Source organism: Tenacibaculum aiptasiae (genome assembly GCF_965221665.1).
GTDB lineage: Bacteria > Bacteroidota > Bacteroidia > Flavobacteriales > Flavobacteriaceae > Polaribacter > Polaribacter aiptasiae.
Genome location: NZ_CBDCSN010000003.1, coordinates 983540 through 1007481, shown reverse-complemented (window position 1 = coordinate 1007481; position 23942 = coordinate 983540). Strand labels below are relative to the sequence as shown.

9 protein-coding genes are annotated in these 23942 nt (G+C 31.1%); 6 read left to right on the top strand and 3 right to left on the bottom strand.

Going from position 1 to position 23942, the window contains the following annotated elements; translation table 11 throughout:
* Positions 1 to 105: 105 nt before the first annotated feature.
* The gene (locus tag ACOQN8_RS16260) at positions 106 to 1329 is read left to right on the top strand and encodes a MalY/PatB family protein (RefSeq protein WP_420553476.1); all 1224 of its coding nucleotides are present in this window, start codon (positions 106 to 108) and stop codon (positions 1327 to 1329) included.
* Between the two features lie 76 nt (positions 1330 to 1405).
* Here the strand turns inward: ACOQN8_RS16260 and ACOQN8_RS16255 are convergent, their stop codons facing one another.
* From ACOQN8_RS16255 to ACOQN8_RS16245, 3 genes are read right to left on the bottom strand one after another with little or no spacing between them, the layout of a single operon-like run.
* The gene (locus ACOQN8_RS16255) at positions 1406 to 4075 is read right to left on the bottom strand and encodes a TonB-dependent receptor (protein ID WP_420553475.1); all 2670 of its coding nucleotides are present in this window, start codon (positions 4073 to 4075) and stop codon (positions 1406 to 1408) included.
* A 19-nt stretch (positions 4076 to 4094) separates the two neighbouring features.
* On the bottom strand, positions 4095 to 5000 hold the full coding sequence (locus ACOQN8_RS16250) for a FecR family protein (RefSeq protein WP_420553474.1): 906 nt from the start codon (positions 4998 to 5000) through the stop codon (positions 4095 to 4097).
* Positions 5001 to 5053: 53 nt separating this feature from the next.
* Positions 5054 to 5575: an RNA polymerase sigma factor gene (locus ACOQN8_RS16245; protein WP_420553473.1), complete on the bottom strand. Its 522-nt coding sequence runs from the start codon at positions 5573 to 5575 to the stop codon at positions 5054 to 5056.
* A gap of 109 nt (positions 5576 to 5684) precedes the next feature.
* On the opposite strand from ACOQN8_RS16245, the gene ACOQN8_RS16240 reads away from it, so the two are divergent.
* From ACOQN8_RS16240 to ACOQN8_RS16220, 5 genes are all read left to right on the top strand, one after another.
* Positions 5685 to 7538, top strand: coding sequence for a tetratricopeptide repeat protein (locus ACOQN8_RS16240; RefSeq protein ID WP_420553472.1), 1854 nt, complete (start codon positions 5685 to 5687; stop codon positions 7536 to 7538).
* A 979-nt stretch (positions 7539 to 8517) separates the two neighbouring features.
* Positions 8518 to 19143 (top strand): MBG domain-containing protein, encoded by a 10626-nt coding sequence (locus tag ACOQN8_RS16235; protein ID WP_420553471.1) that lies wholly within the window; start codon positions 8518 to 8520, stop codon positions 19141 to 19143.
* Complete coding sequence (locus tag ACOQN8_RS16230) at positions 19143 to 19319, top strand: hypothetical protein (RefSeq protein WP_175578720.1); 177 nt, start codon at positions 19143 to 19145, stop codon at positions 19317 to 19319. The genes ACOQN8_RS16235 and ACOQN8_RS16230 overlap by 1 nt, the downstream gene beginning before the upstream one ends.
* Before the next feature lie 129 nt (positions 19320 to 19448).
* Complete coding sequence (locus ACOQN8_RS16225) at positions 19449 to 21566, top strand: hypothetical protein (protein WP_420553470.1); 2118 nt, start codon at positions 19449 to 19451, stop codon at positions 21564 to 21566.
* Positions 21567 to 21628: 62 nt separating this feature from the next.
* A complete protein-coding gene (locus ACOQN8_RS16220; protein ID WP_420553469.1) occupies positions 21629 to 23872 on the top strand; it encodes a T9SS type A sorting domain-containing protein in 2244 nt (747 codons plus the stop codon).
* Positions 23873 to 23942 lie beyond the last annotated feature (70 nt).

The following is a 23942-nucleotide window of genomic DNA, read 5'->3' as shown; positions in this document are numbered from 1 at the left end:
AATAGCTTAAATTTTAAGCTCATTTCAAGAGAGTTATATTTTATATGATAAAAAGCACATCATATTTAAATTGATAAGTCTACTTAACTATAAAAATCAAAATGAATGAATCAATTTGATACAGTACACACAGTAGAAAATAACTTTACAAAGAGTAATTCAAGTTATTTAAAAGCAATGTTTGGAGCAACAGGTGTTATGCCTTTATGGATAGCAGATATGGATTTTGAAGTAGCAAAACCCATCCAAGAAGCTTTGAAAAAATTAATGAATAGAAACGTATATGCATACGAATTCAATACAGGAGAAGTTTTTAAAGCTATTTCAGATTGGAATCTCAAACGCAATAACCTGAAGTTACATCCAAAATCATTTGTACAAGTTTCTGGTGTACTAACGGGAATTGGAGTTCTAATTAGAGAATTATCAGAAAAGGGCGATAGTATTATGGTTCAAACACCTGTATACCATCAATTTTTTAAGCTAATAGAATCGGCAGGTAGAAAAGTAATTCAGAACAAATTAAAACTAGTAAACGGGCGTTATGAAATGGATTTTGAAGACCTTGAACGCAAGTTTAAAACGTTAAATGTAAAATCATTTATACTTTGTAATCCGCATAATCCAGTGGGAAGAGTATGGACTAAGGAGGAATTACAAAATCTGGTAAACCTTGCAAATGAGCATAATGTAACTATTATTAGTGATGAAATTCATTCAGATATTGTGTATTCAAACTCTCAGTTTAATAGTATTGCATCTATAGAAAACAGTGAAAAACATATCGCAGTTATAGGATCTCCAGCCAAAACATTTGGAATGCAAAGTATTTCTAATGGTTATTTATATATTCCTAATGAGAATTTTAAAGAACAGGTAAAAGCAAGTGTAGCATCCTTGTATTTAGATCATGGAAATATCCTCTCAGCACATGCTACTATTGCAGCTTATAAAGAAGGAGAGGAGTGGTTAAATGATTTATTAGTTTATTTAGAGAAAACATTAAATTGGGTTGAAAGTTATATTCAAAAAGAATTACCTGAGGTTATTCTTTACAAACCAGAAGGAACCTATCAAATTTGGTTAGATTTTAGCAAGTTGAAGTTGTCAGATAAAGCATTGAAATATTTAGTTGTAAATCAAGCAAAATTAGCTTTAACTCCAGGTGATTGGTTTGAAAAAGGACATACACAATTTATGAGAATGAATATAGCTTCGCCATTTTCAATAATTCAAAGGGCATTTCAGCAATTAAAAAGTGCTATTGATAATGGAGTAGATGACTCTTTTAAAGAAACTACAGCATCAGATAATTGCTGCTCTTGTTAAAGAAACAAAACTTTTAGAAAATAAAAAAGCTTAGAATTCTATTCTAAGCTTTTGTGTTTGTATATAGTTATAAAAATTAAAAGTAAATTCTAAAAACGGCATTAGGAGTAAAACCTAAAGAGAATCGTTGAATAACCTGCTCTAAAATAACCTCTAATTCCTCTGGAGTACTACCTGTAGTTCCTTCAATAGCAATACCACCATCGTCTAAAGGCTTACGTTCAGCTTTATAAATCAGGTTTAAAGGCTTAATTCTGTTGTATATATTTAAGAAAGAAATACCTAATTGAGCTTTTAATTTCTTATTTCTAGTATTGATACTAAAATCATGTAAAATTGAAGCATCTAAACGATGAAAATCAGGCAAGCGCTCACTGTTAATAGCACCAAAATTAACAACACCAGCAGGTTCACCATCGGCATCTATTTTTATAACATAGCTATTTACAGGTGTAATAGGTTTTCCTGATCTAAACTGCCATCCAAGAGAAAACTGCCAGTTTTTAAGTTGTAAAGTATTAGAAATTCTAAAATGATGTGTTATATCGTTATTTCCTGGGAAGTTATCAGAAGTATCTTTTAAGTTAGGAAACTTAAAAGTAATGTCATTAAAAGTATAACCAGCCCATATTTTATAATGATTCCACTTATATTTTAAAAGAAGATCTAAACCTTTAATATTACTTTCACCTTTTTCAAGATTTTCTAACGGATTACTAAATCCACTAGTAAACGTAGTTAAGCCATCTAGTTCTTTATAATAAGTATCAATATCGATGTTTAAATTTTTATGATGATATAATAATCCACCGGATATTTGATTACTACTTAATAAAGGAAACTGCTCCCCGTCAGATAACCGCCATAATTCATTTTCTAAACGAAGTTCTGTGTGATTAAACTCAACCAATTGAGAAATAGGCTGATTTCTTTTTTCTAGAGCGGTTTTAAATCGTAAACTACTAGTTATAGGATATTCTAAATTGATACGAGGTTCGACCAAGAATTTATTTAAAGAACTGTAGTGCACAAATCTAAGTCCACCATTTACAAATCCTTTATTTTTAAAACTAAAAGTATATTCTCCAAATAAAGCATTTTTTAAGTTGGTATCGTCTTGTATTGATTGTTCTAATTTATTTTCTACAGGATTTTCCTTGCTTATCAATACATTTAGATCAGTATAAGAGAGTTGATAACCTAAAGTTAGTTGTTGAAAATCTTTTATTTGAGTTGTAGAAGTGAAGTTTAAACCAAAATCGATGATATCATTTTTACGAATATTAATCTCAGCTAAGTCTAAAATACCGTTACCAGTTTCATCTTTGATTTCGTTATTTTGATACAATGAATTGTATTCAGAATAGTAAGCTGTAAGCTTTTCTTTTTGTTTTTCATTAGAAATATGTGTCCAATTAAAACTTAAGCCTTTATTTTGAGTTTTAAGTGAATCTATGAGCTTTTCATTACCTCCAGTAAAGTTAAAATCCAAACGATTTCTAGTATATAAACCACTTAAAGAAATAGTGTTTTTTTCATTAGGCTTATAAATTATTTTAGAATTGAAGTCGGCAAAAGAAAAATCATTTGTGCTGGTTTCAGGGCTGTAATCATCATCAGTTTCCAAAACCAAGGAAGTACCATTTATATCTTTTACAACACCAAAGTTGGTAAAGATTTTATCTTCATAACTGTTATAAGTTGGAGTTTTTACAATGTCGTTATAAGATCTTCTAGCAAAAGCATATACAGCTAACTTATCGGAAAGAGCAGTTTTTACATATCCGTTAACAGATAAACCGTCAATTTCAAAACCTCCTTCAGTTTTTTTAGGAATATCAGTACCGCTAGAAATATCTATGATTCCTGATATTCTATCACCATAACTGGCACTTGTTCCTGATCTAAAAATAGTTGCTTTTTCAGTAGCAAAAGGATTAAAAAGTGAAAACATTCCATATAAATATCCAGTATTGTATAGCTTTATATCGTCATATAAAATTAGATTTTGATCAGGAGAACCTCCTCTAATTTGTATTCCTGTAGCAGATTCATCTAAAGTAGAGATACCAGGTATTAATTGAATACTTTGTGAGATATCAGGGCTTACTAATCCAGGAAGAATTCCTAATTTCTTTGAATCTACAGAAATAGAGCCGTCTTTGTTTCTATCAATACCAGAAGTAATATATCCTAAAACGACAACTTCATCAAGTTGAGAAGATTGCGGATGAAGGTGTAGTGTTTTACAATCATCATTAGTACTTAAAGTAACTTTTTTGTCTTGGTAACCTAATAAAGTTAGCGAGATTTTTTCCGAATTTTTCGGAGGATTTTCAAAACTAAAAAAACCACTTTCATCAGTGGTAGTATATAGTTTACTATTTATAATTACATTGGTATACGCTAAAGCTTCGTTAGTGTTAGCATCGACAATATAACCGCATATTCTTCTAGGTTTACTAATAATGATTTGCTTATTGCTAAGAACTTCAAAAAGTAAACCTGTTTGTTTTGTTAACTCAGGAAGAATATTTTTAATAGTTACTTTTTCTTTAGTAAACGTAACTTCCTTTTTATGAATTACTTCTTTAGAGTATGAAAAAATGAAAGTTGTTTTAGCTTCTAAATCGGCAATAACTTGTTGAAGAGAAGTTTGTTTGTAAGAAACATCAAACTTTTCTTGAGAAAAAGTATAATTAACGAGAAATAAAAATACTATAGTTAGTATTGATTTTTTAATCATTCTAAGGGAAAAAAATTAATTATTGCAAAGATACAATTGTTTTATCTTCTGATAATGTGTAAACTATCCCCATTGGAGTAAGGGTAGTTTTTAACGCATTTTCTAAATTGTTATGAGTAAAACTTCCTGAAAAACGTTGTGTTGTATCAATTTTATTAGTTTTAAAAGAAATTTTATACATACTACTCAATTCATTTAAAACATCTTGTAAAGGACGGTCTTTAAATAGACTAATTCCTTCCATCCAATTTGGTTTGTTAAATTGAGTTTTTAATTCAGAAATTACTTCTTTTTCAATAATAATTTTATCGTTAGCAGTTAAAATCCTTTGGTTTTGGCTGTCTTTTTGATCAAATCGAACTTTACCTTCATAACAGTTTAATTCAAAAACATGAGTTCTAGATTTTACATTGAATTTAGTTCCTAATACAGTTACATTACCATAATTAGTAATTACTTTAAAATCACTCCCTTTTTCTACTTCAAAATATGCTTCTCCTTCTAAGTTTAGTTGACGGTTGTTGGTCCAAAAAAAGCGCTTGTGTTCTAAGCTTGAGTTTGCATTTAATTGTACTTCACTACCATCAGGTAAAACAATAGCTAATTGTTCTCCAATACCTGTAACATAGTTTTTAGTAGAATTTATTAAAAAGTAACCAGAAATAAGAATAGCAATAGAGGCTGCTACAGAAAACCAAAAGCTTTTATTGAGTGTTTTTACTTTTCCTCTTTTCATTTTAGCTTTTGTACTTAACAAAGCAGCTTCCTTGTCAATTTTAGGTCCTTTAAACTGTTGAGCAAATTCATTAATACGATTAAAATCTTTGTATGCGTCAGTTTGCATGAATTCAGTAAGTTCGTCTTCACTCAATTCATTTGCAGCCCAACGTGCTAAAAAAGATTTATCTGTTTCGTATTTTTTCATGTCTTTTATTTAGTGCTCTTATCTATTGTACCGTTATATATTTAATTACCCTATTAAAATTTTAAATCTTTTCCTAAAGTCTTTCTTAAATTGATAAAAGCATTGCTCATTCTTCTTTCAACAGCTTTCACTGTAATGTTCGTAATTTCAGCAATTTCTTTATAGGTTTTCTTTTCAATTCTACTCAATAAAAAAACTTCTCTTTCCTTATCTGATAAGTTTGAAATAGCGTTTTCCAGTTTATTTCTAAACTCTTCAGTTTCTAAAATAAAATCGGGACTCTCATGATCTTTATCGCTTTTGGGGATTGCTTCATGACGCAAAACTACTTTTTTATGAGCAAACTCATTGCGTAAAGCATTATTGCAAATAGTGTATAAAAAAGCTCTTGCTGTTTCATAAATTACTTCTGCACACTTTTTCCAAATCTTTACAAAAGCATCTTGTACAATGTCCTCTGCCTGCTGTAAATTACCACATTTGTAATAAATATACTTTGTGGCAGTTTCGTAGTAGGTGTTAAATAAAGAATCGAAATTCTTTTCTTCACAAACAGATTTTTTTTGTTCAGACATTGACAAAATTATAGTAGGACAAATCTAAAAAAAATGATTTAAAGAATAGGGGAAGATGTATTTTTGCTGTACTAAAAGTAATAGAATGTTGAATCAAATGTTTAAATGTATGAATTTTAGTAAGTTATTTGTTTTTTTGATATTGATAAATCTATTTTTTGTTTCTGAGTTTTTTGGACAAACAAAATTAGATTCTCTTCAAACAGTCTATCAAAATACCAGAGATAGAAAAGAAAAATTAAATGTTTTAAATAAAATAACAAAGCAAATGATTCGAAAGAATCATCAAGAATTAATTCCAAAGCTTGAAGAATATATGTCTTTAGCTAAAGAATTAAAAGAATACGATTTAATGGCTTCCAAATCAAGATTCTTAATTCAACAGTATTTAATTAAGGGAGAAAACAAAGAAGCAATGAGTTTAATAGACTCTATGTTGACCTACAAACCATATTTTAAAAAAGTAAACTCAGAAGCACATCTTTTGTTAAAAAGAGGAGGAGTAAATTTTTCAGAACTAAACTATAAGAAGGCCATAAAAGATTATCAAAAATCAGCAAATTTATTTTTGATATCTAAAGATTCTATTTTTGCTGCAGATGCATATTTTTTTACTGGTCAAGCATATTCTAACACAGGAAATTTTGTTAAAGCAATTGACGAATTAGAAAAAGCAGTAACACTTTATGAAACATTGAAAGATTACCATTACATGTTTTTAGTGAATAAAGAACTAGATTTAATTTATAGAAGAAATGGACTTTCTGATCTGGCCAATAAAAAGCTTTTGAAACTAATTGATAAAAGTAAAGCATATAAATCATTTTCAAATTTGACTTTTTTTTATCTGTCTTTAGCAAGTAAGAAAATAGATGATAAAAAATTAGAATTAGCTGAAGAGTATTTAGATTCAGCAAAATATTATAAAGAGTATATAACTGATATTTCGATTAAGAGTTACAATAAATTAACTTTAAAAAACGTGGAATTACGTTTAAAAACAGAGCAAAATGATTTAAAAGCTGCTGATAAAATATATGATTCAGTTTTACAATTTGAAGTGAAGAACAAGCATGTGAAACTTATAGAGTCGTTTAAACTGTATAAAGCTAATTATTTATTAAAAAAAGGAAAAATAAATGAAGCATTAAGTTTATTGAAAAATGCTAAAGAATTTGCTGAAAAGAACTCCAAAAAAAATAGTAATTTATTAAATGTTGAAAAATTATTAGGAACTGTGTATGAGAAATTGGGGAAAGAAAAGGAAGCATTAATACATAAAAATAATTATATAATTTTAAAAGATTCTATAAACAAATTATCGCTAACCAATGCATTGGCTTTTCATCAAACAAGATTTGAAACGGCACAAAAAGAAAAAGAGATTTTAAAACAAGAAAGTGAAATACAACAGTTAGAAGCAGAGAAAAAGATTGCAGCGGGGAAGAGAAATACATTAATAGCAATTCTGTTTTCAATAATTTTAATAGGATTTGGAATTTGGTGGAAAGGAAAACAGAAAAGAAAACAATTACTAGAAAAGATAGAGAAAAATAAAGAAGAACTCACCGAGTTTACACATCAATTACTTCAAAAACGTAAAGAACAGGATGAGTTAAAATCACAGCTAGCAGAGTTAAAAGAAAAAGTAACAGAAAAAGAAGCAGTGTCTTCTATTCAAGATTTAATAGCAACAAAAATTTTAACCAAAGAAGATTGGTATACATTCAAGAAAAAGTTTACCAGTGTATATCCTAACTTCTTCTTAGATATAAAGAATAAAGGTTACAAATTAACTAAAGCAGAAGAACGATTAGTATCTCTTGAAAAACTAGGTTTAGATAATTCTGAAATAGCAAATATGTTAGGTGTTTCTTTAGACACAATTTTTATGAGTAGATATAGATTACGTAAAAAGATAACTGCTCCTAAAGAAGTTTCTATTATAGAGTATTTAAGCTAATTGGTTAGTTTTTGTATAGTAAATTGTATAGTTTGTTTTAATAGTTTAACAATGCAAACGTATATTTTTGCTGTAAACTGTGTACATTTTTAAATAGTAACTATTGTTTATTGTTTTAAATAATAGCTTTTGGTTAAATATTGATTTTCTCAAAAAAAAAAATGATATACTTTCAAATATAGTTGAGTGTAAAATAAAAGTATTAATAGCTATACTTAACTATGCGCTTTTATAAAATGTAGAATGTATTTTAAAAAAGAAAACCAAAAGCAAGAAATAGTACAGAAATACTTATAATAAATCAAACCATTATATATTATTGGCTATAATTTTAAAGTGAATTATGGTTAACAATCTTGCATAATTTCCTAATAAAAAAAATATATAAATAAAAATTTATTTTTTTCATTAAGAAATTACGCTTAATTAAGTCGTCAAAAACTTGTCGTCTAGTTAATGAGCGTAAAATATTTTTTCAGAGCTAATAAGTGAATTAAAAATTTACATGATATAACAGCTAAAAAAAAAACTTATTAAAAAAAGCTTGTATAGTTTTCAAAGAAAAATTTAATCAAGTTTCCTTTCTACTTTTTAGATCAATTTAATAGCAAAATATTCATTTCATAAAATGAAAATATTTGATTGCTTAAGGAAAATTAGATTTAAATACTACTCCAATAGTAAATGTTTTTGAAACCTCATTAAATAGTGTTTTTGCAGATTGTTATCATTTACGCCAAAAAATTACAACTGTAAAGAATATTTAAATTGTAGATTTTTTCACATTGCATTTAAGTGCTTGTTTTTTAGTTGGTTAGATTGTTTTTTGTGTGTTTTTGTATAGGGTTTTGTATAGGTAAAAAACACTGTTTTTGATTGTTTATCGGGTAGTTTTGAACAGTAGTTAATAGGGTAATTTATAGGTTGCCTTTACAAAAAATACAATACAAATAGAAGTTATAATTTTAATGAATCCCTTATGGAACAGAATTACAAAAACCTCGTAAATAAAAGCATATATTATGTGTTGCTTTTATACTTTATGATGGTATCCTCTGTTTTTGCACAAACAGAAGTAGAACCAAATAATGAAGCAAATCAAACTGGTACACAACGCGTTTGGAATGGCCCAACTACTATTTCAGGAACAGTAACAAATACAGATCCAGATTATTGGAATGTATCTAAACTTCCTGGATTTGATCCACAAAGAATTATACATTTATTTTTTAGTAATGGGTATGATACAAGTAAAATGAAGATAGAGTATGAGGTAAGAAGTGGAAGTTATAGTGGGACAGTTGTGTCTCCATTTAGAGATTTAGTATTACTTACAAGTTCATTTCCAGAGTATCCTTCTGCTCAAATAGGTTGGTACTATTTAAATAACTTCGGGCTAGATACAGCAGATAATTATGTAGTTTTTAGGATTACTACAGCTTCTGTAACGCCAGTAAATTACTCTTTAACATTACAAAGTGAAGATTTTCCAACTTGTACAACTCCAGCAGATGTTACAGGCTTAAATGTTACAACTACAGGAGGAGATAGTTTGCAATTTGATGCTTTTTCAGCAGTAAACGGTATTACAGGAGGGTATGTGATAGAAATTAGCGATAGTCCAACGTTTACTCCATTACCAAGTCCACAATTTGATAAACTCACTGATACTACGCCATCAACTGTTTATTCTGGATCAGGACAACAAGTTATATATGCTTCTCCAAAACCTAATAGATTAATTTCAGGTTTTGAAGTGCCAACAGTGCCAGGAAATCTATCTATTACTGGTTTAGCACCTAACGTTACATATTATTTTAGAGTCACTACTGCAAATGAATGTAATGGGAATTTTAGTTTTGGTAATGGGGTTACTGTGAGTGGAGCTACATTTGCTTGTGATCCAGCTCTAATTACACCTAATCAAGTTTCGAATATTGCTACGGTAAATAATACCATAGATAGTTTCGGTATTACATCTTTTACAGCTCCAAATGGAGGTGCAAATGGATATGTAATAAAAGTAAATACAACCAATAGTTTTACAGCTCCAACTGATGCGGATTTAACAAGCGCAAGTACGACATATAATGCAGGAGCAGGAGAACAAGTAGTATATGCAGGTACTTCCATTAACCCTAACATAACTATTAATGGAACCGGAATTACTGCTGGAGCAAACTTCTTTGTAAAAATATATGCCTACAATACTTGTTTAGGAGGAAATTTTTTCGAAAATATAGGAACTACAAGGACACAAGCTATTTGTAATGGTGCACCAACAGTGGTGCCTTCAGCTTTATCCATAGACCAGATAAGTCATAGTTCTATGAGAGTAAACTCTACTTCTGGAGCAGGTGGAGCTATAGGACAAGTAATCTTAATAAATACTGTAGATTCTTTTACACCTCCAATACCAGGAGCATTACCTACAGCAAATACTGTATATTCAGGAACAGGACAACAAGTAATTTATAGAGGTAGCGATGTAAATCCCGCTGTAACTGTAAGTAATTTGACAAATTCTAATGGAGGTACACAATACTTTTTTAAATCGTATGCATACAATCCATGTGGAAGTAATTTTTATTTTGAAGCTACTGGGGTAAAAGCAAATGCTACAACTTGTGGTGCTGTACAAAACGTTGCAAGTAATGCTGTTTTTTTTGAAGTAGGAAATTCTTTTATGGATTTCAAATCTTTTTCACCTGCTGCAGGTGTAACAGGATATGTAGTAAAAATGAATACTGTTAATACATTTTCAGCACCAATAGATGGAAGTAATACGTTACCAGTCTCGAATACTAATTATACTGGTGGAGAACAAATAATTTATGCAGGAACATCCACAAATCCAGATATTCGTATTACTGGATTAAGTGCTGCAACTACGTATTATTTTACCATTTATTCTTATACCGATTGTAATGGCTCTTTATTTTATGAACAAACCGGATATAGTTTTTCAAGACAAAACGTGAACACACCTTCAAATTTAACATTTAATGACTTTAGTGTTACTTTTGGAGCTGCTGCATTTGATTTAAATAATCTTACATCATCACTTTCTCCTGGAGCAAGAAGCTATACTATTATACCAGGAGGTACATCTACTGGAGGAAATGCATTATCTGGAACAGGTAATAATATAATGACAGCAGGTAACGTAGGTACAGTTTTAGTACGTGTAGATCAAGAAGCTGCAGCTAATTTTAACTCAGGAACAGCGCAAGCCACAATTACAATTAATAAAGCCAATCCAACGATTACATTTAATAATCAAACAGTTCCTTTTGGAAGTAGTGCTGTTACATTAGGAGCAACATCCAATTCAACTGGAACTATTTCTTATAGTTTTGTTGGAAGTGCAAATGGTAATGTACTTTCTGGAACTAATAATGAGATTTTAACACCTGGAAATGCAGGAACGGTAACTGTACGTGCTACGGTTGCAGCTGATGCAAATTTTAATGAAGCAACTAAAGACATTTTCTTTTCTGTTTCTGCACCTTCGGAAATAATAAGTATCAATGCAAATGGAGTATATAAAGTTGTAAATGAAAGTACCATATCAACATTGGTAGATTTTACAGCAAATGCTATAGCAACTGGTTCTGATGGTAAAGGAGAATTACTCCAAGCAAGCGGTAAATTATGGGGAGTAACCAATGCAGGAGGAGCTAATGGTAAAGGAACTATTTTTAATTTAAATATTGATGGTACTGGTTTTACCAAAGTTCATGATTTCAATGCTACGACGGAAGGAAGCGATCCTTCAGGTTTTTTAACTTTTAGTAATGGTAAAATCTGGGGAGTATTGTCTACTGGAGGACCAGGGTCAGGTAGTGGGTCAGCAGGTGGAAGTATTTTTTCCATCAATACAGATGGAACCAATTTTACCGTGGTACGAGGTTTTTCTTTTACAGATTTTACACTTTCAGAGTTAGCTGCACCTATTGGAGGACTTACTGAAGCAAACGGAAAACTTTGGGGAGTAACACAATTTGGAGGACACACCTTTGCAGGAGGTGTTTATAGCATCAATTCAGATGGAACAGGGTATACAGAGGTTTACTTATTTCCGAGTAGTGGATCGCCAGGACAACCAAGGGTTAAGTTAACATTAGCAAATAACAAATTATGGGGAACAGCAAGTTCTAATGGAGGAGGAATTTTTACCATAGATCCAACAACTATAATACAAGCTGGTACAGGCTATAGCTTAGTACATCGTTTTGGCTTTAGTGGAGGAGAATCATTAAGTACTTTAACAACTGTTGGAAATCAACTTTTTGGTGTTTGGAGAGAAGGAGGTGCCAATAATGCTGGTGTTCTTTTTAGAATTAATGATAACGGAACTAATTATACTACATTGTATGATTGGCCTTTTAGTGGAGGTGCTAGATTACCTTTTTCTTCTTTAACAATTGATGGAGGAACTCTTTTTGGAAGTACAACTACCGGTGGCACAAACAATTTTGGAACAATTTATAAGATTAAAACGGATGGTACAGGTTATCAAGAGATTTTAGCAAATACTGTCACTCCAAGTGAAGGAGCTTTTATAATAGTTAAAGATCGATTGATACCAACGATTAATTTTAATAATCAAACAGTTGATCATTTGAGTGTCAGTACTTTGTCGGCTACTACAAACTCTACTAGTTCAGTAACATATGCATTAATTGGAGATACTACCGCATCTGCGTTAAATGGGAATGAGTTCACAGCAGGTAATGCAGGTACTGTAACGGTTAGAGCTTCAATCGCTCAAGACGAGAATTTTGAAGCAGCAACCAAAGATGCTATAATTACGATTAATAAAACCAATCCATCATTTACGATTGCTGATATAAGTACAACATTTGGAAGCCCAGACATTACCTTGGCACCAAATGCAACTAATTATAAAGGAGGATCGGTAACGTATCAATTTGTAGATCCAACAAATACCAATAACCTTGCAACTACAGGATTCAATACCAGTAGTACTATTTCTGGAGAAATATTAGCGTTGGGAACACTAGGAACAGAAACAATACGAGCTACATTAGCGGGGACTTCTAATTTTAATACTGCTACTTTTGATTTTCAATTGAATATAGGTAATGGAATTGCAGATTTATCTGGATTTACTGACTTTGCAGTAACTCTCTTACAGTCAGATGTAACTTTAAGTGTTTCTTCTGCTCCTGGAGTAGCTGTTAATTATCAATTGTTAACTTCAAATACTGGAACAAGTTTAAGCGGAACAAATAATGAAGTGCTTTCTATTGGAAGTACTTCAGGAACAGAAACAATAAGAGTAACAGTAACAGAACCAAATTATGTAGCTGCTAGTAAAGATATTACCCTTACAGTGAATAAAGTTAATCCTATAATCACTTGGGGTACACCAGCTGATGTTGAAGTGGCATCAGTACTAGATGGAACCCAATTGAATGCAATGGCAGATGTACCAGGAAGTTTTAAGTATTATTTTGACGCATCTTTACTAAATGAAATTACTTCTGGAGTCTCTGCAGTAACAACTCTTGGAGCTAATACAATTTATTGTCAATTTACACCCGATAATCAAACAACTTATAATACAAGAATAGCTAATGTAACATTTAATGTAACACCAACAATACTAGAAATTACGGCAGACGATATTACAATTCAAGTAGGAGAGGCGGAGCCAACTTTAACTTATAAGATTACAAAAGGACAAATTGCACCAGGAGAATTAATTTTTGTTCCGTTAATAAGAGCTTCAGGTACTACTGTTGGTGATTATGCTATTACAATAGATGCTACAGCTCTTCCTAATCCTAATCCAACGGACCTTTTTGGATCTGGTTTTCCAGCATGTAGTGGAGGAACATGCATTTATACATCACAAGCTTTTGGCGGTGGTATTTTTAATGGACAAGGGAGAACAGGAAACTATACCATTCAATTTATACCAGGAACATTATCAATTATCAATAAAACACCAATTACAGCTTCAGATATTACTTTTAATGCACCAGCAAATTTAATATATGATGGAACATCAAAAAGCTACACAGCGACTCCAAATGTTAGTTTAAGTCCTGCACTTTCAGCAGGAGATATAGATATAACATATGAAGGTCGAAATGGAACTACATATGCAAGTAGTACAACCGCACCAACAAATGCTGGAGATTATACAGTAATAGCATCTGTAAAAGGGACCAATGCAGATTATACAGGTAATGTAAGAACTGATTTTACTATTGGTAAAAAGACAATAGAAGTAACAGCAGATACTAAGTCAAAAATATATGGAGATTCGGATTCAGTATTGACTTATAGAATTACAAATGGAAGTTTAGTAGGAAGTGATACTTTTACAGGGGCATTAACAAGAGTTTCAGGGGAAACTGTGGGAACTTATACTATTAACCAAGGAACATTAGCATTAAATAGTAATTACACTTTATCATTTGTATCTAGTAATTTAACTATAGGAAAAAGAGCTATTGAAATAACTGCTGATGCAAAGTCAAAGATTTATGGAGGTTCAGATCCAGCATTGACTTACCAAATAACCAATGGAAGTTTAGTAGGAAGTGATGCATTTACAGGGTCATTAACAAGAGTTTCAGGGGAAACTGTGGGAACTTATACTATTAATCAAGGAACATTAGCATTAAATAGTAATTACACTTTATCATTTGTATCTAGTAATTTAACTATAGGAAAAAGAGCTATTGAAATAACTGCTGATGCAAAGTCAAAGATTTATGGAGATTCAGATCCAGCATTGACTTACCAAATAACCAATGGAAGTTTAGTAGGAAGTGATGCTTTTACAGGGGTATTAACAAGAGTTTCAGGAGAAACAGTAGGAACTTATGCTATTAATCAAGGAACATTAGCATTAAATAGTAACTATACTTTATCATTTGTATCTAGTAATTTAACTATAGGAAAAAGAGCTATTGAAATAACTGCTGATGCAAAGTCAAAGATTTATGGAGATTCAGATCCAGCATTGACTTACCAAATAACCAATGGAAGTTTAGTAGGAAGCGATTCATTTACAGGGTCATTAACAAGAGTTTCAGGAGAAATAGTAGGAACTTATGCTATTAATCAAGGCACATTAGCATTAAATAATAATTATACTTTATCATTTGTATCTAATAATTTAACTATAGGAAAAAGAGCTATTGAAATAACTGCTGATGCAAAGTCAAAGGTTTATGGAGATTCAGATCCAGCATTGACTTACCAAATAACCAATGGAAGTTTAGTAGGAAGCGATGCTTTTACAGGGTCATTAACAAGAGTTACAGGAGAAACAGTAGGAACTTATGCTATTAATCAAGGAACATTAGCATTAAATAGTAATTATACTTTATCATTTGTATCTAATAATTTAACTATAGGAAAAAGAGTTATTGAAATAACTTCTGATGCAAAATCAAAGGTTTATGGAGATTCAGATCCAGTATTGACTTACCAAATAACTAATGGTAGTTTAGTAGGAAGTGATGCATTTACAGGGATATTAACAAGAGTTTCAGGAGAAACAGCAGGAACTTATGCTATTAATCAAGGCACATTAGCTTTAAACGGTAATTATACTTTATCATTTGTATCTAATAATTTAACTATAGGAAAAAGAGCTATTGAAATAACTGCTGATGCAAAGTCAAAGGTTTATGGAGATTCAGATCCAGCATTGACTTACCAAATAACCAATGGAAGTTTAGTAGGAAGCGATGCTTTTACAGGGTCATTAACAAGAGTTTCAGGAGAAACAGTAGGAACTTATGCTATTAATCAAGGAACATTAGCATTAAATAGTAATTATACTTTATCATTTGTATCTAATAATTTAACTATAGGAAAAAGAGTTATTGAAATAACTGCTGATGCAAAGTCAAAGATTTATGGAGATTCAGATCCAGCATTGACTTACCAAATAACCAATGGAAGTTTAATAGGAAGTGATTCATTTACAGGGGCATTAACAAGAGCTTCAGGAGAAATAGTAGGAACTTATGCTATTAATCAAGGCACATTAGCTTTAAATAGTAATTATACTTTATCATTTGTATCTAGTAATTTAACTATAGGAAAAAGAGCTATTGAAATAACTGCTGATGCAAAGTCAAAGGTTTATGGAGATTCAGATCCAGCATTGACTTACCAGATTACCAATGGAAGTTTGGTAGGAAGTGATACTTTTACAGGAGCATTAAGTAGAAATACAGGAGAAAATGTTGGTAATTATTCTGTAAATCAAGGGAGTTTAATGTTAGGTAATAATTATACACTTTCATTCGTTTCTAATGATTTAACAATTACTAAAAAAGCAATAGAAGTAACGGTAAATGCTAATCAATCAAAAGTATTTGGAACAGCTAATCCTACATATACTTATTCAATAACTAATGGAAATTTAGTTGGAAGCGATGTCTTTACAGGAGCATTAACTAGAAATACAGGAGAAAATGTTGGTGTATATCCAATTGCTCAAGGAAGTTTAGCCTTAGGAGCCAATTATGATTTATCTTTTGTGGCAGATAATTTTACAATAACAAAAGCAACAGCTTCAATTGTAATTAATAATCTTACACAAACTTATGATGGAACAGCTAAGCCTGTATCTTCTACAACAACTCCAAATGGTTTATCAGTAAACTATACTTATAATGGTGGAACAACAGCACCAACCAATGCCGGTTCGTATACAGTAATAGGAACAATTAATGAAGTTAATTACCAAGGAACAGCTACTGAAACATTAACAATAAACAAAGTAAATCAAGCGATTACATTTGGAAGTTTAGCAAATGTAACTTATGGAGATGCAGATTTTAATTTAACTGCAAGTTCAGATGCTGGTTTAAACGTTAGTTACACAAGTTCTAATACATCTGTAGCAACAATATCAGGAAGTACAGTTACTATTGTTGGAGCCGGTACAACGACAATTACAGCAGTTCAAGGAGGTAATACAAATTATAATGCAGCTGCTAATGTGACACAAACATTAACAGTAGGAAAAAAAGTAATTGAAATTACTGCAGATGCTAAAACAAAAGTTTATGGGGATTCAGACCCAACATTGACTTATCAAATTACCAATGGAAGTTTGGTAGGAAGTGATGCGTTTACAGGAGGTTTAGCAAGGGCTACTGGAGAAGCTCAAGGTAACTATGGAATTAACCAAGGAACTTTAGTTTTAAATAATAATTATGATGTTACGTTTGTTGGAGCTAATTTTTATATAGACTTTCGATTTATACGTGTTGTACCAACTGCAGCAATACAAAAAGTTTATGGAGATTCAGATCCATCTAAGTTAAGTTTTCCTTTTGCAATTACACAAGGTTCATTAGCGTTTGATGATGCTATTGAAGTGTTTGGAAGGTTTAGAGATGGAGGAGAGAATGTTGGAAACTATCAAATAAGAAGTTTAACTTCATTAATAACATCAACAAATGGAGGTCAATCTTCGTATTCAATTACTTATACGAATGCAGGATCTGCACGTCTTCTTATTAATCCACGAGCAATAGAAGTAACTGCAGATGCCAAATCAAAAGAATATGGAAGTTCAGATCCATCTTTAACTTATCAAATTACGAATGGAGCATTACAATTTAGTGACGCCTTTACAGGAACATTAGAAAGAGTTTCAGGAGAAGCTTTAGGTAGTTATGCTATTAACCAAGGTACATTAGTATTAAATAATAATTATACCTTAAGTTTTGTAGGAAATAATTTAACTATTGGTAAAAGGTTAATAGAAGTAACTGCTGATGCAAAGTCAAAGGTTTATGGAGATTCAGATCCAGCATTGACTTACCAAATAACCAATGGAAGTTTAGTAGGAAGTGATGCTTTTACAGGGACATTAACAAGAGTTTCAGGAGAAACAGTAGGAACTTATGTTATTAACCAAGGTACATTAGCATTAAATAATAATTATACCTTAAGTTTTGTAAATAATACTTTAAGTATTACACCAGCTTTAAATCAGGTTATTTGGGACGGAAGTACCAATACAACATGGATAGAAGGAACAAACTGGAGTGGGAATACTGCACCAACAAGTACTCAAAATGCATTAATACCTAATGTAGTAAATACTCCAATGGTAGGTATTGCGGTACAGGTTAATGATTTAACAGTTGAATCACTTTCTTCATTTGATATTAATGAAAATGGAAGTATAAGAATCGAAGGTAATTTAGAAAATAGTGGGAACTTTACAATGACATCTACAACAGCAAAAAGTAGTACGTTAATAGTAAAAGGAACTTCTAATGGACAAGTTACTTACGAAAGGGGAGGATTAAAAGCTAATGTTTGGAGTATAGTTTCTGCACCAGTATCAGGACAGAGCATTAAAGAGTTTGTTGAAAATGCAGCAAATGATATTAGAATTAATACTAGTGTAACACCTAATAGATATGCTGTTGGATACTATGATGATAATAGACCAGCTGGAAATAAATGGGTGTATTATACTGCAGATGATTTAGCTTCAAATAGTATTGTTTTTGAAAAAGGAAAGAGTTATGCTATTTCTAGGGGAACTAATGGTTCTGTAAGATTTACAGGAACTATAGAAACAGGAGATGTAAACAAACCTGTGGCGGTGTCTGAGTGGAATGCTGTAGGAAACCCATATACAGCGTTTTTACCAATCAATGAAAACTCAGGAGTTAATTTAATCAATGAAAACTCGGCTAGTTTTGATCCATCTTATGTTGGAGTATATGTATGGGATAATGCACAAAGCAAGTACATTGCTAAAACTTTAGTAAGTGGAGAGAGTTCATTGGCACCAGGACAAGGTTTCTTTGTAAAAACAACTAATAGTGGAAATAACATAGTTTTCAAACAAGCACAAAGAATGTTACAGCCAGTTACAGGAGGAACCTTTAATAAAGGAGCAGTTGTTCCAACTATACAATTATCTATAGCTTCAAAAGGAGTCAAAGTAAATACAAATATCAGTTATAGAGAAAATGCAACTGAAGGATTAGATGTAGGATATGATGTAGGAAATTTTGATGGTTCAAAATTAGATATTTATACAAGACTAATAGATAACTCATCAGAGAAGAACTTTACTTACCAATCATTACCAAGCGATTCAAAAGAAACTTCTATTGTTCCAGTAGGAATTAAAGCAAAAGAAGGAGCTTTAATAACAATTTCAGGAAAAGGTATTTCATTGCCAATAGGTGTAGAAATGTACCTGGAAGATAGAGCGTTAGGAAAGTTTGTTAATTTAAATATAGAAGACTATACATTAACAATAACAGGGACAAATGATATTGGAAGATTTTACTTACATACCAAAGCACAAGTGGAAATTCCAGAAGTAACATTAGCAGATATCAAGTTGTATAATGTAAATAATAAATTATTTGTAGAGGGAGTACAAGGAGATTCTTTTGAAGTTGCCATGTATAATACAGCTGGGATGTTAGTTTATAAAAATAGTTTTGAAGGAATTGGTAAAAACAGCATTGATTTACCGTCCGTTGAGGCAGGAGTATATATAGTAAGAATTAATACGAATGTTGGAATAAAGAGTAAAAAAATCATCCTTAAAAAAATAAAATAATGAACAATCAAAATATAGAAAACAACAAAAATAAAATCACAAGAAAAGAGGCATTACAAAAGTTAGGAAAATACGGTAAGTATACAGCTCTAACAGCTTTGGGAACTTATATGATTTTAAATCCACAAAAAGCACAAGCTCAAAGTCCTGAAGATCCAGGGAGTAATTTTGATTAACAAATGGAGGTTTTAGCGCAAGTCATATGGCTTGCGCTTTTTCAAATAGGGTTATCTTATTTTAGAATGTATCATTATACATACATACCAAAGAATCTAAAATCCGCTTCATAAAAAACTACACTAATAATGAAACAAATCTTTAGTCTTTTTATATTTATTTTTATAACTACAGTCATTTATGGACAATCATCTAATACTTTTAATTATCAAGCAGTAATTAGAAATAACTTAGGTATTGAAATAAAAAATAAAACCATTGGAGTAAAAATTAGCTTACTACAAGGAAGTGTGTCAGGAACAAACGTATATGAAGAAATACATAATGTTACTTCTAATGAGCAAGGAGTAATATCATTTTCGATAGGAACTGGAACAACTACAGGTAATTTTTCAACAATTAATTGGGCCAATAAATATTGGCTTCAAGTAGCTGTTGACATAGCGGGAGGAACTAACTATGCAGTAATTGGAAGTTCAGAATTACAGAGTGTTCCCTATTCAAATTATGCAACAAAGAGTGGAGATAAAGTATTTTCAACCACAGCTAATGTTACTAGCAATGCATCTGGAAGAATTAATGCTGATGATTTTGTTTTTGGAGGCACCCAATTAGCAAATAATAGTACTATAAATGATGATGATAGCCGTTTCTTTTTTGATAAGAGTAAAGCAGCGTTTAGAGCGGGTATAACAGTTGATGATATTGGAGAAGGAAATATTGGAAACCAATGGGATGATGCAAATGTAGGATATGGTTCTGTAGCTATGGGAGTTTCTACAAAAGCAACAACAGAAGGATCGGTTTCTATAGGTAGATATAGTGAGGTAACTGGTGAGACAGGTTATGCTATTGGAAATAGAAATATTGTTACAGGTAATTATGCAGGTGCTTTTGGAGCTGAAAATAAATCAAAAGCAGAATTTTCTTTAGTTTTTGGATTAAATAATGAATCTAACAGTTATGGACAAACTACTATTGGATATAATAATGCTACAGTAAACGGAAATCTTACATCGGTAATTAATACTGATAGACTTTTTGTAATTGGAAATGGAACATTTTTAACTAAAAGTAATGCACTAGTAATGTTAAAAAACGGAAACACTACTTTAAACGGGCAATTAACTATAGATGCTGATAATTCAGGTGTAGGAAGAGAGTATACGTTACCTGCACAAGATGGAAATATAAATCAAGTAATGATTACAGATGGCGCAGGAAATCTTTCATGGTCAAATATTGGAGGGGCTTTTTCAACAGCAGGAAATGTAACAAGTAATGCTTTAGGTATGCTAGCTACTGATGATTTTGTATTTGGTAGTACACAATTGGATGATGATATCAATAATGGCAATGATAATAGGCGAATGTTTTTTGATAAAAGTAAAGGAGCTTTTCGAGCAGGAGCAACGAATGATTCATCAAGTTGGAGTGATGAAAATGTAGGTTTTTATTCTGCAGCTTTTGGGTTTGAAAATAAAGCTATTGGACCACAAACATTTATATCAGGAGGTTTTAATACAGTAAATAAATTTTATGGAATAGCAATGGGGTATAATAATGTTGTGGAAGGGCAAAATGCTTCAGCAATTGGAAGATCACTTTTAGCAGAAAGTCATGCACAGATTTCAATTGGAATTTACAATACACCAAAGGTAGGTAATGCCATTAGTTATATTGCAAATGATAGATTATTTGTAATAGGGAATGGTACTTCTACCGGGGTAAGAAGTGATGCTTTAGTAATGTTAAAAAATGGAAATACTACTTTAAACGGGCAACTAACTTTAGACGGAGATAATGGAGGAAATGGGAAACCTTATACATTACCAGCTCAAGATGGTAGTGCAAATCAAGTGATGATAACAGATGGCTTAGGAAATATGACTTGGAAAGATTACGGATTAGAAACAGTTTCTACTCTTACTTTTAATTCGGGATGGGAAAATTATAGTATAAATAATGGAAGTGCTTTTGAAGATGGAAGATTTTATATTGATAACAATAGGGTGTATTTAGGCGGTTTAGTTCGTAAAACTTCAGAAATAACTCAAGGAGAAATAATTTTTACATTACCAATAGGATATAGGCCTAAAAAGCAAAGAATATTTTCAGTGGTTACAGAGGCTGGAATTGTCAGAGTTGATATAGCTGCCAATGGAAATGTAATTTTTAATGGGCTTAATTTTAATGGAGGACAAAATTGGGTTTCTTTAGATGGAATTTCGTTTAGAGTAGATTAAAAAAATAGAAGAGCAATAAATTTTATTAAAGAAACTTATTAAGTTAGTCCAAAATAAAAAAAATGAAAAGTTTATACTCATTTATAGTACTTTTTTTAGGAAGTAGTTTATTGTTAATAGGACAATCAATTACAAGTAATGTTATAGGGAATGGAGGAGGAACTCTAGACAATGGAACTACAATTTTAGATTTTACAATAGGAGAGTTGATGATAAATACATTAACTAACAATTCGGTTAATTTAGCACAAGGTTTTCAACAAGGAAAATCTAGTAGTCCAACAATTGAATTAAAAATAAGTTCAGAAGGAGTAACTGTAATTACTACAATTATTTACAGAAATACAGCTACTTTAGGGTTAGATCCTGGGTATGATGTAGGAAATTTTAATGGAGCAAGTTTTGACATATATACTCATTTAGTTGATGGATCTTCTACAAGTAACTTTACATATCAAGCATTACCAAATTCAAATTATGATGCTATGGTAATTCCTATCGGATTAAAAGCAAATGCAGGAAAAGAAGTTGTTTTTAGTATAAAAAAGACAAATTTACCAGCAAATCTTGAAATTTTTATTGAAGATAAAGAATTGAAAAATTATGTGTTGTTAGATGAAACTACAAACTATACTGTTTCTTTAGATAATGCTCAAGATGGCATAGGTAGATTTTATCTACATACGAGACAAAATCAATTGATATGGAATGGAAATACTAACTCTAATTGGTTAGAAACAACTAATTGGAAAAATAATAGTGTTCCAATAAATACGAGTGATGTGTTAATTGAAAATACGATAAACAATCCTAAAATTGAAGCAAATACTAATGTAAGTATAAATAATTTAAGGATAAATAATTCGTCAATATTAGATGTTCAATCTGGAGGCTCTATAACAATAACATCTGATTTAGAGAATAACGGAAACTTTACAATGACTTCTACAAGTACAAATAGTAGCACATTAATAGTAAAAGGAACTTCTAATGGACAAGTTACCTACGAAAGAGGAGGATTAAAAGCTAATGTTTGGAGTATCGTTTCTGCACCAGTAGCAGGACAAAGTATTAAAGAGTTTGCAGAGAATGCAGCAAATGATATTAGAATTAATACAAGTGTAACACCAAATAGATATGCTATTGCATATTATGATGATAGCAAACCAGCTGGTTCTAAATGGGTATATTATACAACTGATGATTTAGCTGTGAATACTTTAACCTTTGAAAAAGGTAGAAGTTATGCAGTATCTAGAGCAACGAATGGTAGCGTAACCTTTACAGGAACTATTGAAACAGTAGATGTAAACAAATCAGTTATGGTATCGGAATGGAATGCGGTTGGAAATCCTTATACCGCATTTTTACCAATCAATGAAAACTCTGGAACCAATTTTATCAATGATAATTTAGCTAGCTTTGACCCAGCTTATGTAGGAGTGTATGTATGGGATAATACACAAAGTAAATACATTGCTAAAACTTTAGTGAGTGGAGAGAGTTCATTAGCACCAGCACAAGGATTCTTTGTAAAAACAATAGGTAGTGCAAATAACATGGCTTTCAAACAAGAACAACGAATGTTACAACCAGCTAGTGGAGGAACTTTTAATAAAGGATTAAATATTCCAACTATTGAATTATCTATAGCTTCTAAAGGAATTCAAGTAAATACAAGTATTAGCTATAGAAATAATGCTACAAAAGGATTAGATTCAGGATATGATATAGGAAACTTTGATGGAGCTGAATTGGATATTTATACCAGACTTTTAGATGGTTCCTCAAAAAAGAACTTTACTTATCAATCCGTACCTAGTAATTCAAAAGAGATTTCTATTATTCCAGTAGGAGTCAACGTGAAAGCAGGAACTTTTGTAACAATCTCAGGAAAAGGACTTTCATTACCAGTAGGAGTAGAAATGTATTTAGAGGATAGAGAATTAAGAAGGTTCATTAATTTAAATGAAGAAGACTATTCATTAACAATAGGAAAAACAACTAATGGAGCTGGAAGATTTTACTTGCATAATAAAGCACAAGTGGAAATTCCAGAAATATCATTAGTTGATATTAAGCTTTACAATACAAACAATACCTTATTTATAGAAGGTCTACAAGGTGAGCAGTTTGAAGTTACGATGTATAACACTGCAGGAATATTAATATACCAAGATCGTTTTGAAGGAACTAGTAAAAACAGTATTACTTTACCATCTGTTGAGGTAGGAGTTTATATCGTACGAGTAACTACCAATGTTGGAATAAAGAGTAAGAAGATCATCTTTAAAAAATTAAAATAATGAATAAATGAAATATGAAGCATAAATAAACCAAAATCAATAGAAAAGAAGCTTTAAAAAAGTTAGGTAA

Bases quoted from the DNA above. Each gene is read 5' to 3' on its own strand.
- ACOQN8_RS16260 (WP_420553476.1), top strand. From the start codon at position 106: ATGAATCAATTTGATACAGTACACACAGTAGAAAATAACTTTACAAAG.
- ACOQN8_RS16255 (WP_420553475.1), bottom strand. From the start codon at position 4,075: ATGATTAAAAAATCAATACTAACTATAGTATTTTTATTTCTCGTTAAT.
- ACOQN8_RS16250 (WP_420553474.1), bottom strand. From the start codon at position 5,000: ATGAAAAAATACGAAACAGATAAATCTTTTTTAGCACGTTGGGCTGCA.
- ACOQN8_RS16245 (WP_420553473.1), bottom strand. From the start codon at position 5,575: ATGTCTGAACAAAAAAAATCTGTTTGTGAAGAAAAGAATTTCGATTCT.
- ACOQN8_RS16240 (WP_420553472.1), top strand. From the start codon at position 5,685: ATGAATTTTAGTAAGTTATTTGTTTTTTTGATATTGATAAATCTATTT.
- ACOQN8_RS16235 (WP_420553471.1), top strand. From the start codon at position 8,518: ATGGAACAGAATTACAAAAACCTCGTAAATAAAAGCATATATTATGTG.
- ACOQN8_RS16230 (WP_175578720.1), top strand. From the start codon at position 19,143: ATGAACAATCAAAATATAGAAAACAACAAAAATAAAATCACAAGAAAA.
- ACOQN8_RS16225 (WP_420553470.1), top strand. From the start codon at position 19,449: ATGAAACAAATCTTTAGTCTTTTTATATTTATTTTTATAACTACAGTC.
- ACOQN8_RS16220 (WP_420553469.1), top strand. From the start codon at position 21,629: ATGAAAAGTTTATACTCATTTATAGTACTTTTTTTAGGAAGTAGTTTA.